9 protein-coding genes are annotated in these 13,519 nt (G+C 56.7%); 8 read left to right on the forward strand and 1 reads right to left on the reverse strand.

Features of this window, described 5'->3' with window-relative positions:
• Window positions 1–142 precede the first annotated feature (142 nt).
• Window positions 143–901 (forward strand): helix-turn-helix transcriptional regulator, encoded by a 759-nt coding sequence (locus PSO31014_RS22430; protein WP_174976517.1) that lies wholly within the window; start codon window positions 143–145, stop codon window positions 899–901.
• A gap of 6 nt (window positions 902–907) precedes the next feature.
• Here the strand turns inward: PSO31014_RS22430 and PSO31014_RS14170 are convergent, their stop codons facing one another.
• Entirely contained in the window at window positions 908–1,228 is a 321-nt protein-coding gene (locus PSO31014_RS14170) for an H-NS histone family protein (RefSeq protein WP_174976518.1), read from the reverse strand.
• Window positions 1,229–1,343: 115 nt separating this feature from the next.
• Here PSO31014_RS14170 and PSO31014_RS14175 point away from each other — a divergent pair, with 115 nt between their 5' ends.
• The 7 genes from PSO31014_RS14175 to PSO31014_RS14205 all read left to right on the forward strand — a co-directional run bounded on the left by PSO31014_RS14175 (window position 1,344) and on the right by PSO31014_RS14205 (window position 13,514).
• Window positions 1,344–3,467 (forward strand): DUF3987 domain-containing protein, encoded by a 2,124-nt coding sequence (locus PSO31014_RS14175; RefSeq protein WP_150552184.1) that lies wholly within the window; start codon window positions 1,344–1,346, stop codon window positions 3,465–3,467.
• Window positions 3,468–4,247: 780 nt separating this feature from the next.
• Window positions 4,248–5,335, forward strand: a protein-coding gene (locus tag PSO31014_RS14180; protein WP_150552185.1) for an IS3 family transposase whose coding sequence is annotated in 2 segments (ribosomal slippage) — window positions 4,248–4,497 and window positions 4,497–5,335 — 1,089 coding nt in all. Because the reading frame shifts where the segments join, the coding sequence is not laid out codon by codon here.
• Window positions 5,336–5,549: 214 nt separating this feature from the next.
• Window positions 5,550–6,713, forward strand: coding sequence for an inovirus-type Gp2 protein (locus PSO31014_RS14185; protein ID WP_150552186.1), 1,164 nt, complete (start codon window positions 5,550–5,552; stop codon window positions 6,711–6,713).
• 374 nt (window positions 6,714–7,087) lie between these two features.
• Entirely contained in the window at window positions 7,088–7,672 is a 585-nt protein-coding gene (locus tag PSO31014_RS14190; protein ID WP_150552187.1) for a recombinase family protein, read from the forward strand.
• Between the two features lie 12 nt (window positions 7,673–7,684).
• Complete coding sequence (locus tag PSO31014_RS14195; RefSeq protein WP_150552188.1) at window positions 7,685–10,918, forward strand: helicase-related protein; 3,234 nt, start codon at window positions 7,685–7,687, stop codon at window positions 10,916–10,918.
• Between the two features lie 14 nt (window positions 10,919–10,932).
• The gene (locus PSO31014_RS14200) at window positions 10,933–12,720 is read left to right on the forward strand and encodes a DUF262 domain-containing protein (RefSeq protein ID WP_150552189.1); all 1,788 of its coding nucleotides are present in this window, start codon (window positions 10,933–10,935) and stop codon (window positions 12,718–12,720) included.
• Window positions 12,717–13,514: a DUF4391 domain-containing protein gene (locus PSO31014_RS14205; protein ID WP_150552190.1), complete on the forward strand. Its 798-nt coding sequence runs from the start codon at window positions 12,717–12,719 to the stop codon at window positions 13,512–13,514. Before PSO31014_RS14200 ends, PSO31014_RS14205 begins: the two co-directional genes overlap by 4 nt.
• Window positions 13,515–13,519: the final 5 nt, after the last annotated feature.

Below are 13,519 nucleotides of genomic sequence, written 5' to 3' on the forward strand. Positions count from 1 at the left end.
TGACCAAATGGTTCACGAGGTATTCGTGATTGCTGTCGGTGCCTCCCACCTGCGTCACTTCGGACGTGGCACGATAAAATCGACCCCGAGATTGTTGAGCAAGCGGGCTTGATAGTTCGCCATGACTCCCGAGGAGCGAGCAGTGACAAACAAAAAGACGCCGCAGGAACTGATTGAATTCAGCGTGCAACTGCATGCGCAACTCCGTTGCTATCTGGACATGCCGGCGTGGACGCCAGTGATGGGTGCCATGCTTTTGGCTGGACTCCGACCGAACGTCGGCTGCACCGAGATCCCGACTGACGGTTGGATGGGATTGGAAGGGATTGAGCTTGATCGCGGGACGAACGGTCGTTTCATCGAGGCGCGTCGAATCTTGCGGGAATGGAGTGATTGGTGCGAGGAGGAGGGACAAGCACCCGAGACGCTACCTCCAATCGAATTCATTGCTTGGTGTGTCGATTACGAGATCAAGGAACGATTCGCGGTGTTCAGTTCGTTCCCTTGGATCGACGCCTTCAAAGGTGCAGTGGGCTATCCGAGTGAGAGCGTCCATGTGCCATTCGAAGTTGCCCTGTACGCAGCGAAAACGGCGCAGCCTCTCAATGAGATCCTTAGCCGGCTCGACGCCATGGACTGTCGTGCACTCGACGCGTGCCGATCGACATCGGCCTCCTCTGCTCCAATTACTGCAGTCCTTTCTATTTCTCCCCCCAATCCGCTTCGCCAGTTTCTAACAACAGATGAATTTGCAGCTGCGCTCGGCATTGCACCTCAGACCATTCGCAAAGGCTACTCAACTGATGGGCACTACTGCAATGTGAGACCGACAAAGCTACCTAACCGTAGGCTCGCGTGGCCGACTGACTCCGTGGAGAGTATCTTGAAGGCGTCGAGATGAGTAGAGTCACTGGGGGACTAGGAAGTACTCCTTGCTTTTCCCTCCAGCTATCTGCTCCTTGAGCCATTTGGGTGCCGGGCCTCGCCCGCTCCACTCGTCGCCGGTTTCATGGTTTCGGTATTTCACGCTAGGGCTCGTTTTTGCCTGTTTTGCTGGCGCTGGTCCGCTCAATCGGAGGCCGAGATCAGTAGCAGTAATACTGTATTTGGCAATTTCCACTTTCATACTCGAGATGGCTGCAGCCTTCTCTTCCTGAAACAATGCTTCTGCCTCCCGCTCTAGCTCGGCAATCTGAGCCCGGAGAGCCTCGTATGATGATTTTTGCATTTGCGTTTTCGTCGCGGTAAGAGATGTGATGGTCGCACATGACTGTGCATGTCGCCATAGATGAAAATCGAAAGTTGTCCTCAAAAGACGCTCAGTATCCCAACAGAGAATTCGAATGTCCGATACGTCCCGGAACATATCCTGCTCGAATCACGAGAACGTACCTCAATCTAGCGATGCGTATCAGTTGCCCCGCGGGCAAGTAACATTCCCCATCAGCGCATTCCCGGACGTAATTCGACAAGCGGTAATTGACGTTGATGCAACCCTTGGCGGTGGCGTAGAGCTCGGTGCGGCTGCCGCCCTTGGTGTGGTGTCTGTAGTTTGCCAAGAGTTCATCAACGTGCTGCGGCCAAAGCTGGAGCCAAGCTCGTGCTCACTCTTTCTGGTCACGATTGCAGGAACGGGAGCCGGAAAGTCGGAGATTCAGCGCCGATTCATGCGATCTCTCGAAACATTCGAGCGTGAAGAGGAGCAGCGGGCGAATGCTGCATCCGACGAGCACGCAAGTCTTACGCGTGTCGACCGTCTTCGCCGACTAGATGAATTGCGCGTTCAGCGCGGCGAAGTTCTGGTGGAATTTGACGATCTATGTACGAAGGATGACGCCCTCAAAAAGGAGGCGAGTAAGCGGTATCACGACGTCCGTGTGAGGCCTCCTAAAGGGGGAGCAAAAGACGACGCGATCAAAGCACGTCAAGAGCGACAGCGTGAGTGGCAAGTTGCGACGGGGCGGGCCAGAGGGGAGCGGGACGACATTAGGCTACGCCTAAATTCGCTTCGAGACTCGATCGTCGAGATCGAACAGAAAATTCGATCAACGATGGGGCCGAATGCTCGTCGATTGGTCTATGAGCGCGGGTCTTTCGCGGGTTTCCGAAACGGACTCCAGGACAAGTGTCGCAGCGCAGGGATTATCTCTGCAGAAGCTGGCGGAATACTCAATAGCCCTATGCTTGCTCGCAATATGGGGGCTTGGAATGATCTGTGGGGATGCGAGTTTTATCGTGAGACATATGACAAGAGAGAATACGTTATCGATGCGCCTCGCCTAACGCTGGCACTCATGTTGCAACCCAAACAGTTCGAGTCGTTCGTAGATCACTACGGGGAGTCCGCTCTCGACAATGGATTTTTCTCTCGGATACTTGTTTCACGAGTTCCGCCGCAGCAACCTCGACTCGCGGGTGGGGAGGATGATAGCTCCGACGGTGCGCTCGAAAGTCTATCTCGCTTTCACAAGCGAGTCGGCGAAATCCTAGAGCAAGATTTCCCTTGGATTGAGAAGCGAGCCACTTTGCGGATGACGAAGGCGGCTCGTCAATATTGGGAGAGTTACTACAATACTCTGGTAACTGCTCAAAGAAATCGATTGTTCGATGAGAAAATGGGAGGCTTCGTACTGAAACTCCCCGAACAGGCGGCTCGCATAGCCGCATTATTTCACTACTTTTCCTGCTATCCAATTGCCGAGAAAAAACGGGCCCAATATCACGATGAAGATCTGTGCGCAGCCAGTCGCGAGATTCCACTCGATACCATGAGAGCAGCAACTCGACTCTGTGATTGGTACATGGCTGAATTTCAAAAAAATGTGCTCACTGATCGAGTGGAGCCCAGCTTTTCGTCGTGGGGTTATTCAACGCAGGTCAGAAGTAACGCGGATCGCATCCTGGGCACGATCCGTCGTCATTATCGGAAATATGAGTCGAAGCAGCAGCGTTCGTGTATTCGACTGATGTATCGCGACATACAACACGCTAATCGAACTATAAAGAGTAAGGCAGATATCCTGGCGGCCTTGCACTACCTGGCCGGTGAGCATTGTGTGCATCTTGGGTACGGAAAGAATGGCGGGGTCTTCATTTGCTATAACCCGAATCAGCAATACCCTTGCATGAACTGTCATTCTCAACGCCAATCTGTGACATTGAATTACGGAGTACAGCAGACGAGGGCGATGCAGATGATTTTTTCGCCAATGAGTTTGCCAAACTCGACTGAAAGTTCGCAGACTGAGCCTCAATCCGATCAGAGTGAGAATGTGTTTGGAGTAGCAGTTGGCTCAGGGCAAGATGATGCCTCGGAAACTGAGGAGTTTGTCTGTGGCCTTTATCCTGAGGGAAGTTCGCTGTTTGATGCAGTCAAAATGCAATTTCCCACACTCTTTGAGTCAAATGATGCGATGCGAGCATCAGAAGCAGGAGGTTCGCCTGATGAAGATGTTGATGGTGAGTAATCGCCGCGACCTGTCCGGGAATCTGGCATCAGCAGGTTCAAATTTACTACTGTAGTTGATGTAGCAGTGTAGAAATGATGCGAAATCACAATGAAATTTTCTTCTGATAGTGCGATTGAACTGATATTTTTAATGTTAAATCAATGGTTTATGTTGCTGGTGAGCAATGTTTTGCTTTGCTACCAATGATCCCCGACTCTGAGGCGGCTGCGAAGAGGTGCTATAGGTCCCCTCCCTCGCGATTTGATCGATGCTGCATGGTTACCCGCCTCTCATGACCGCAACGAATGCGTGGTGAGTCTGGAGTTATCAAATGGCGTACTCGGCTGGGTTACCCTTCGAGCATCGCTTGGGGGCTGGCGATTTGCGTCGGAGTCGATCGCTACCCGGGCGTCGCGACTAGCAGCAAGTGAATGCTCGCCTGCGATGGCTATGCAAGCTGCCATATGTGCGGAATCAGGTTTGGTTCTGTCGGGACAATGCTGTAATCCCGTAAGAACAGGAAACCCTAGTGTTTCCTTGGATTATGATCAACGAATGCCAGACGATACTGGGCATTTGCCTCCCCGTGCTTCTCTGTCTCCTATATTAAGATTGTCTTCAGTATTTCCTAGTAGCATTCCTCATCAATCTCTGCCCTGCAGACTCCCTCTCATCCCTAGCGATAGTGCATTGCAATCGTATTCCTATCGACCATGAGTAGGCAGACTGCTCGGTAATGCCCCCGGAAATCCAGCGTCAGGAGAAGTAGAATTTTCTCATTAAGAGGGAGTTCTGCAGATGAAGAAGTCGAGATTCACGGACAGCCAGATACTGGAGGCGCTCAAGCGTGCGGAGGCGGGACTGGCGGCACCGGAGCTGTGCCGGGAGCTGGGCATCAGTTCGGCGACGTTTTATAAATGGCGCTCGAAGTACGGCGGCATGGACGCGTCGATGATGTCGCGCATGAAGGAGCTGGAGGCGGAGAATGCCCGGCTTCGCAAGATGTACATCGAGGAGAAGCTCAAGGCTGAGATTGCCTCGGAGGCCTTGCAAAAAAAGTTCTGAAGCCATCTCGTCGGCGCGAGATGGCGAAGCGGCTTGTACAACAGCGCCGCGTGTCGATTCGTGTGGCGTGCGCGGTGTTCGGCATCAGCGAGTCGTGCTACCGGTACGAAGCGAAGTTGAACACGGAGAACGAAGAGATTGCCGACTGGCTGGTGCGTATCACGGGCTGTCATCGCAACTGGGGCTTTCTGCTGTGCTACTTCTACCTGCGTAACGTGAAGGGATTCGGCTGGAACCACAAGCGCATCTACCGGATTTACCGCGAGCTGGAACTGAACCTGCGTATCAAGCCGAAGAAGCGCCTGGTGCGGGAGACACCACAGCCGCTGTCGGTACCGAAGGCCATCAATGAAGTGTGGTCGATGGACTTCATGCATGACCAGTTGGTTGACGGGCGCAGTATCCGGACGCTGAACGTGATTGATGATTTCAACCGCGAGGCGCTGGGCATCGAGGTGGATTTCTCGTTGCCATCCGAGCGGGTAATTCGCACGCTGAAGCAGCATATGGAATGGCGAGGCAAGCCGAAGGTCATCCGGTGCGACAACGGCCCGGAATATTTGAGTGCGGCCATCGTGACATGGACGCAGAAGCAAGGCATCCGGCTGGAGTACATCGAGCCCGGCAAGCCGCAGCAGAACGCGTATATCGAACGGTTCAACCGGACTGCGCGATACGAATGGCTGTCGCAGTACCTGTGGGAAGACCTGGAGCAGGTTCGCGAAGCGGCGGCCGACTGGATGTGGATTTACAATCACGAGCGCCCAAATATGGCATTGGGCGGTTTTACCCCGAAGCAGCGGCTGGCCATGGCCGCTTAGTTTCTACTTCTGCCGACTGTGGAAAACGGGGGCATTACCGCTCTGCCTACTGTCCCAGTATTCAATTGGCATCTGTCCGTACCATCAAGTCACTGGCCTCACCCAGCCGCACAGCGCGTAGCCCCGATAGCCACGAGGAAGAGTCGTCCTCTTCTGATTGCTGATAAAAATTTATCTGGTTCATCTATCGAATGTCCTAACACGGAGATTCGAGATGTTGCAGAATACAACCCCCTTCAATCAGTCCGACCCCATTCCCTTCGCGCAATGGGATGACCAGCAGGTAACATTTCCATCGCGATTCTGGGAGGTCGGTGAGTACGCCAGCCTACTGAATGACCTTGATAGCTTTCTCGACAGCGTATTGCATACCACGCAAGTCCCGTTCGATATCCGTATCCAATGGGAGCGGGAGGTTGTCGTGCGCAACCCTATCGGTGTCTCCGGCTATAGAAGTCTTGTTGGATTTCTTCCGCTATGTGCGCGATGGATGGATCTGTACTGGCGAAGCTATCACTACAGCCCTGAGCTCCAACTGTTCTTTGATTGCTTCCAACAGCACCCGTTTGCCAGCGTATTCGCCAATGGAGTTATTAGTGCGCAATACGATTATGTGTACGTAAGGAAGCTCTATAACGACTTCGTGGGTTACCTGCGTACGGAAGCGAAACATCGAGACGTGAGAAAGAGCTTGCTCGATAGGAATCGCAACCTATTCGACCAGGGGCGGTCAATTCGGAGCTATGTAGAGATGCTTCAATGCCGATATAGCCTTCTTATCCCTATTCGAGTCGACTTTAGCTACGCAGACTTCGCCATGAGCGAGGAAGATGCCAGGGTACGTGCTGAATGGGCCGTGATGAACGGTGCTTGGCCGCAAGTGATGTCAAGCGTACCAATCGGATACGGACGGCCAGAGACCGCAGCTCGCTTCGATTCTGCTATTGCAATGGCAGACCGGGACCGGTTTTTCGATAACCGGCGTGGTGCGGATAGCGACCTATTCGAACATATGGTCGGCTATATCTCCAAAATGGAGCAAGGTGGGCGATATCGAGCCAATCATTTTCACTGCGTATTCTTCTTTGACGCGACTCGTGTAACGCAAGCCCAGTTGGAGAGCTTCAAATACCGTATTGCGGATCGTTGGCGGAACGTCACTCGGGGGCATGGGCTGATGTACGACTGCCACGGACGTTCTGATCGAGCAGCGCTGGAAGCTCAGGGGCGATGGGCTCTCAATACGCTCAACAGGGCAGATCCAGCCCAGGGGGCTAAGTTCGTTGAGTACCTGGTCTGGTATTTTACGAAGGACAAACAGCAAATGGTGCGGGTCAAACCGACTGAAAGAGCTCGTACGTTGACGATGGGGCGTTGACGCCGCAAGCAGGAGAGCATGGGGATATCTTGGGGGATGGAGATCGAAGGTCCGTCGAAGAACATGCTCAATACGCTGTTTTCGTCATGCGATATCCGCATACGCCACGCCGAAAGCAAGGGTGGCACAAATCGCACAAAAATTCGTCAAGCGAGCGGAGCCGTGCAGAGGTGCAGTCGGCGTGCCACCTCCGAGAGCGTGTTGGCCTCTACAACTCTTGGTCGATTTCTTCTCACGAAGTCGCAGGACGGCTCCGAAAGTGACTCTCAAACGGTGGTTTTCTGAACGGGGGAGCACACCGCATTTTTCCATCGTGAAAAGTCGTCGACGAGTGTTAATATGCCCGTCAATTTTTCAATGTCCTGATTGCGTCCATGAATCAACGTATGGGGTACGCCCGCGTATCTACCGACGATCAGCACCTAGATCTGCAGCGCGACGCGCTCATGCAGGCTGGATGCGGCGTGATCTACGAGGAAGCAGCTAGCGGCAAGAGCGCAGCACGTCCTGAGCTTGAGCAATGTCGCAAGGCGCTGCGGGCCGGAGACACCCTGGTGGTATGGCGGTTGGATCGACTCGGGCGCAGCCTACCCGACCTTGTACATGTCGTGAACGATCTTGAGCAGCGTGGCGTCGGTTTTGAAAGTTTGACAGAAAAAATCGAAACAAGCAGTGCGGCGGGCAAGCTGATTTTCCATGTGTTTGCTGCGCTTGCCGAATTCGAGCGTGGCTTGATTCGGGAGAGAACGCATGCAGGCCTAGCTGCCGCTCGTGCCCGAGGTCGGGTCGGTGGACGCAAGCCAAAGCTGGGGGAGAAACAAGTGAGGGAGATCAAAGCCCTTTTACGCGATCCTGACATTCAGGTCTCGGAAGTGGCGCGTCGGTACGGAATCTCTCGCACCACGCTCTACAAGTATGCAGGGGTGATTAAGCCTCGCGAAAAAAATAGTCAGAAGTGAGCGAAGGCGTCCATGAAGCTAATCCAAAACACCGGAACACAGCGCGTCATCGACTTGATGAGGCCCCACCTCAAGTACGGCAACCGACTCGACTGTGTAACGCCTTCCTTTTCTCTCTATGCCTTTGCAGAAATCCGGGAGGCGTTGTCTGCTCTGGATCGAGTTCAATTGATCGTGCCTCCTGATAGCGAGGCACTTGAACTCTTAGGCACGGAGGGCGACCGCGCTGCGCGCAATCGTCTGCAGGCACGTTGGTTGGCCAATCAGTGCGCGAAATGGATCAGTGAGAAAGTGGAGCTTCGGCGGGCATCAAAAGCTGTGCCGCAGGGGGCTGTCGTTATGCGCGGGCCAGACGGGGCACCTGCCCAAGGAGTCCTAGGCTCATTTGCCTTCAACACGTCTGGCCTTGGCCTGACGCCGGGCAACCCGCTGAACCTGATCCAAGCATCAGAAACGGCCGACGAAGCCGCGCAGCTCGCCCAATGGTTCGATCATCAGTGGTCAGGCTTGCAAGGTGCTTCTGCCACCGACTCCAAAGGCCAGCGTAACGAGAGCGCGTCCGTTCTTCAAACACTGCAGGCCCTGGGCGAGCACCGCGATCCCTTCACCATCTACACCTCGATGCTGCACCGCCTCTTTCAGGACAGCGATGACGAGATGGACGAGGAGCACATCGTCAAGTCGGCCACCGGCATTCGCAATACCGTGGTGTGGAAGAAGCTCTTCAAGTTTCAGCGCGATGGTGTGGTGGGTGCCATTGACAAGCTGAGCCGCTTTGGCGGTTGCATCATCGCCGACAGCGTGGGGCTGGGCAAAACCTTCGAAGCCCTGGCCATCATCAAATATCACGAGCTGCGCAACGACCGCGTACTGGTGCTGGCTCCCAATCGCCTGCGCGACAACTGGACGCTTTACAAGGCTAACGACAAGCGCAACATCCTTGCGGCTGATCGGTTCAACTACGACGTGCTCAACCACACCGACCTGTCGCGTGATGGCGGCCTGTCGGGTGACATCGATCTGTCTCATGTGAACTGGGGCAACTACGACCTGGTGGTGATCGACGAGTCGCACAACTTCCGCAACAAGGCCACGCACAAGGGCAAGGAATCACGCTACGACCGCTTGATGCGACGCATCATCCGTGAAGGCGTCAAGACACGCGTGCTGATGCTCTCCGCCACGCCGGTCAACAACCGCCTGGCCGACCTGCGCAACCAGATTGCCTTTGCCACCGAAGGCGATGACGCCGCCCTGGTGGAACACGGCATCGCCAGCATCGAGGCCACGACCCGTAAGGCGCAGGCGCAATTCAATCGCTGGCTGGCGTTGGACGAAGCTGAAAAGACCCCCGCCCAGTTGGTGGAGATGCTGGGTTTTGATTACTTCACCCTGTTGGACCATCTCACCATTGCCCGCTCCAGGCGGCATGTGGAGAAGTACTACGGCACCAGCGAGACCGGTCGCTTCCCCGACCGACTGCCGCCCATCAACATCAAGGCCGACGTGGACCTTGCGGGCGAGTTCCGTGCCATCCGCGACATCAACCAGGAAATCCGTCGGCTCACCCTCGCCAGCTACGCGCCGCTGCGCTATGTGCTGCCCCACAAGCAGGCCGCCTACGACGCCAAGTACAGCACCCAGGTGCGTGGTGGTGAAGGTTTCTTCCGCCAGGCGGATCGTGAGGAAAGCCTGATCCACCTGCTACGCGTGAACGTGCTCAAACGCATGGAAAGCTGCGTATCGGCCTTCACCCTGACCGTACAGCGCCAACTGAAGGATGTAGAGAACACCCTGGCGCGCATCGAATCCCATGCCGAGGCGCTGGAGGAAATCGACATTGCCGACGTCGATATCGACGACCCGGCGTTCGAGGCCTTGCTGGTCGGCCGCAAGGTCAAGGTGCTGCTGGGCGATGTAGATCTGATTCGCTGGAAGCAGGACCTACTGGAAGACCGCAACCGCCTGTCGACCCTGCTGGAGGCAGCGCGCCAAGTGGATGCCGGGCGTGATGCCAAGCTGGCGGCCTTGCGCGACATGATTGCTCACAAATGCGCCCAGCCCATCAACACCCACGATGGCAAAGCTAACCGCAAGATCATCGTGTTCACCGCCTTCTCGGACACGGCGCACTATCTCTACGCACAGCTTGCCCATTGGGCCAGGGATACGCTGGGTGTACATGCGGCGGTCGTCACCGGCAGCGCCGGCGTCCAAACCACCATGCCAGGCTTGCGCAAAAGCATGGGCGATGTGCTTTCGACCTTCGCCCCGCGCGCCAAGGAGCGTCCGCAAGACCTAGCGGATGAAGGCGAAATCGACCTGCTGATCGCCACCGATTGCATCTCCGAGGGGCAGAACCTGCAAGACTGCGACTGGCTGATCAACTACGACATTCACTGGAACCCGGTGCGCATCATCCAGCGCTTCGGGCGTATAGACCGCATCGGCTCGCCCAACCAGCGCATCCAGCTCGTGAACTTCTGGCCCAACATGGAGCTGGAGGAATACATCAACCTGGAGCAGCGCGTCAGCGGCCGCATGGTGCTGCTCGATGTCTCGGCCACAGGCGAAGAAAACCTGATCGAGCAGCAATCCGGCAACGCCATGAACGACCTGGAGTACCGGCGCAAGCAACTGCTCAAGCTGCAGGACACGGTGATCGACATGGAAGACCTGTCTACTGGCGTGGCGATCACCGACCTTACCTTGACCGACTTTCGCATCGACCTGGCGCAGTTCCTCAAAAGCCACCCCGGCAAGCTGGACACCCAGCCGCTGGGTGCTTATGCGGTCACCACCACGCTGGATGCAGACATTCCGCCCGGCGTGATCTTCTGCCTGCAAGCCTGCGACCCGGCAGCAAAGCCCGCCACAACGTCTGATTACCCGCTGGCGCCGCACTACCTGGTGCATGTCGGCGATGACGGCACCGTGTTGCTGCCGTACCCGCAGGCCAAGCGCATCCTGGATCGCCTCAAGCGCCTGGCTTTGGGGCGCGAACGGCCGGATGACAGTGCCTGCACACGTTTCGACAAAGCAACCAAAGGCGGCGAAGACATGCGCCACGCCCAGAAGCTGCTCGCTGCGGCGGTCGCCTCCGTCGCTGGGAGGCAAGAAGAACGGGCCGTGGCCAGCCTGTTCACGCCCGGTGGCACGCACGCCATGAAAGGCGAGTTCGCCGGCAGCGGCGACTTTGAGGTGGTGGCATTTCTCGTCGTGCTGCCCGATCAGCAAAGCATTTGATTACAAGGACCAGCATGAGCTTTCGCACCGCCGAACCCGCATTGAAAGATGTCCTCGATGGAATTGCATCGGGGCAAATCCAGCTTCCTGACTTCCAACGCGGTTGGGTGTGGGACGACAACCATATTCGGTCGTTGATCGCGAGCCTCTCGCTGTCCTACCCGATTGGCGCGGTCATGTTTCTGGAAGCGGGCGGGGTGCCATTCAAGCCCCGACTGTTTGCCGGTGTGAACCTGCAGCCTGCGCCTGCTCCAAAGACCCTCGTGCTTGATGGTCAGCAGCGCTTGACCTCCATGTACTTGGCGCTGCGCAGCGGCCAGCCAGTGCCGACACGCACGGAGAAAGGCGCGGATATTCGTCGTCTATATTTCCTCGACATGAGCAAATGCCTGGATGAATCTGCGGACCGTGAAGATGCCGTACTCTCAGTGCCGGAGACGCTGCAAGTCACGTCGGATTTCGGCCGAAAGGTTGATCTGGACGTCAGCACGCCAGACCTGCAGTACAGCCAGCGGCTCTTCCCCGTGGCATTGTTGTTCGACATCCAAGGGTTTATGGCCTGGGAAAGTGGCTTCAGCGCGCACCATCAGTTCGCAGCGGAAGCCATGCAGTTCATGCAGCGGTTTCGCAACGAAATCTGGCTACGCTTCCAACAGTTCAAGGTGCCCGCCATCGAACTGACCCAAGACACGCCGCGCGAAGCCGTGTGTCAAGTCTTCGAGAAGGTCAATACCGGCGGTGTCACGCTGACCGTGTTCGAGTTGATGACCGCCACCTTCGCAGCGGATGAATTCAACCTGCGCGATGACTGGGAGGCGCGGCAGGAGCGACTGACCGCCAAGCACGATGTGCTCACGGCGGTGGATGGCACCAGCTTTCTCACCGCAGTAACGCTGCTTGCCAGCTATCGGCGGCACAAAGCGCATGGCACATCCGTCAGCTGCAAGCGCGCTGACGTGCTGAAGTTGCCGCTAGCGGACTTCAAGGCGCTGGAATCCGATTTGGAGAAAGGCCTCAAGCGGGCTGCCGAGTTGCTGGCAGAGGAAAAAATCTTCGATGACCGAAGCCTGCCGTATGCCACGCAGCTCGTTCCGTTGTCGGCCATCTGCGCGCACCTGGCAGACCGCACGACGCAACATGGCATCAAGCAAAAGCTGCTGCGCTGGTACTGGAGTGGTGTTCTGGGCGAACTGTACGGTGGCGCCAACGAAACCCGTTTCGGCATGGACATCCAGGATGTGGTCGCCTGGGTCGAAGGCGGCAGCGAGCCGCGCACGGCGCGCGACGCCAACTTTGCGCCGACGCGCCTGCTGTCCCTGCAAAGCCGCCTCGCAGCGGCCTACAAGGGGTTGGCTGCCTTGCTCATGAAGCACGGCGGCCGGGATTTCGTCAGCGGTACGCCGATCGACCTCAACACCTACTTCAACAACGCCATCGACATCCACCATGTGTTCCCCCGTGCCTGGTGCGAAAAGCAGAAATTGCCCAAGGAGAAATGGAACAGTGTGGTCAACAAGGCCCCTCTGGCCGCTGGCACCAATCGTTTCATCAGCGGGGATGCGCCCAGCGTGTACCTCGCCCGCATCCAGAAAGCCAAGCAGGTGGCCCCGGATAGCCTGGACGAGTTTCTGCTCTCCCACGTGATTCCGGTGACTGCGCTGCGCTCGGACGACTTCGATGCGTTTGTCCGCCAACGCGCCGCCGCACTGTTGAAGCTGATCGAGCAGGCCATGGGCAAAACCATTGCCGGGCGCGACAGCGAAGAAACGGTCAAGGCATTTGGAGCGGCACTCTCGCGATGAACTGGTCGGATGTCGTCAGTGCCCTGAGTCTTCCCGATAGCGCCCGGGTGGATCAGCGCGTGCCCAAGAAGCTGTTGCTGGAGAACAGCGCACCCACGGCGTCTGACAAGCGCTTGATCACGGATGCGATTGAAGACATCCAGTGGCTGGCCGCCATGAAGCCCAACACCATCGGCGTGCCCGAATGCCGCGACACGCAGCGCGAATACCTGGAGGTTGCGGTGCTGGCCGTCACCCTGCGCGGAACCATAAAGCCAGCCAGACTTTCACGCCTTGCAGAATTGGTGCACCGGGCCGTGCCTTATCCAGTGCTGTTGCTGCTGGTTGATGGGCCAACGTTGATCCTCTCGCTGGCGCATAAGCGCTGGGCGCAGAACGAGGCGGACAAGGTCGTGCTCGACGGTGACTTGGTGTGGGCCTCGCTGTTTCAATCAGCCGATGGCACACCTGGAACCGATGCGAAGGTGGCTTCCGACATCGAACGGGACTTCATGCAATCGCTTGCGATTGCGCGTCAGCCCCAGACCTCGCTACACGCCCTTTATCAAGGCTGGGTTGAATGCGTGCACACCCTGCATGCAGCACGGCGGACAGGCAAATATCAAATCGTCGCAACCGCAGAACAGGCCGCGGCGCGGCGGCAAGCATTGGCCGATTGCCAGCGGTTGGAAGGCGAGATCAGTCGCCTGCGTGCCGAGGCGGCCAAAGAAAAACAACTGGCGCGCCGGGTGGAACTGAACCTGACGCTCAAGCGCCTCCAGGCCGAACTGGCCGCCGCACAACTACAGCTTTGAAGATT

It is taken from the genome of Pandoraea soli (genome assembly GCF_902459595.1).
Taxonomy (GTDB): Bacteria; Pseudomonadota; Gammaproteobacteria; order Burkholderiales; family Burkholderiaceae; genus Pandoraea; species Pandoraea cepalis.

Coding starts and splice junctions, on each gene's coding strand:
- PSO31014_RS14170 (WP_174976518.1), bottom strand. CDS start 1,228: ATGCAAAAATCATCATACGAGGCTCTCCGGGCTCAGATTGCCGAGCTA.
- PSO31014_RS14175 (WP_150552184.1), top strand. CDS start 1,344: ATGTCCGATACGTCCCGGAACATATCCTGCTCGAATCACGAGAACGTA.
- PSO31014_RS14185 (WP_150552186.1), top strand. CDS start 5,550: ATGTTGCAGAATACAACCCCCTTCAATCAGTCCGACCCCATTCCCTTC.
- PSO31014_RS14190 (WP_150552187.1), top strand. CDS start 7,088: ATGAATCAACGTATGGGGTACGCCCGCGTATCTACCGACGATCAGCAC.
- PSO31014_RS14195 (WP_150552188.1), top strand. CDS start 7,685: ATGAAGCTAATCCAAAACACCGGAACACAGCGCGTCATCGACTTGATG.
- PSO31014_RS14200 (WP_150552189.1), top strand. CDS start 10,933: ATGAGCTTTCGCACCGCCGAACCCGCATTGAAAGATGTCCTCGATGGA.
- PSO31014_RS14205 (WP_150552190.1), top strand. CDS start 12,717: ATGAACTGGTCGGATGTCGTCAGTGCCCTGAGTCTTCCCGATAGCGCC.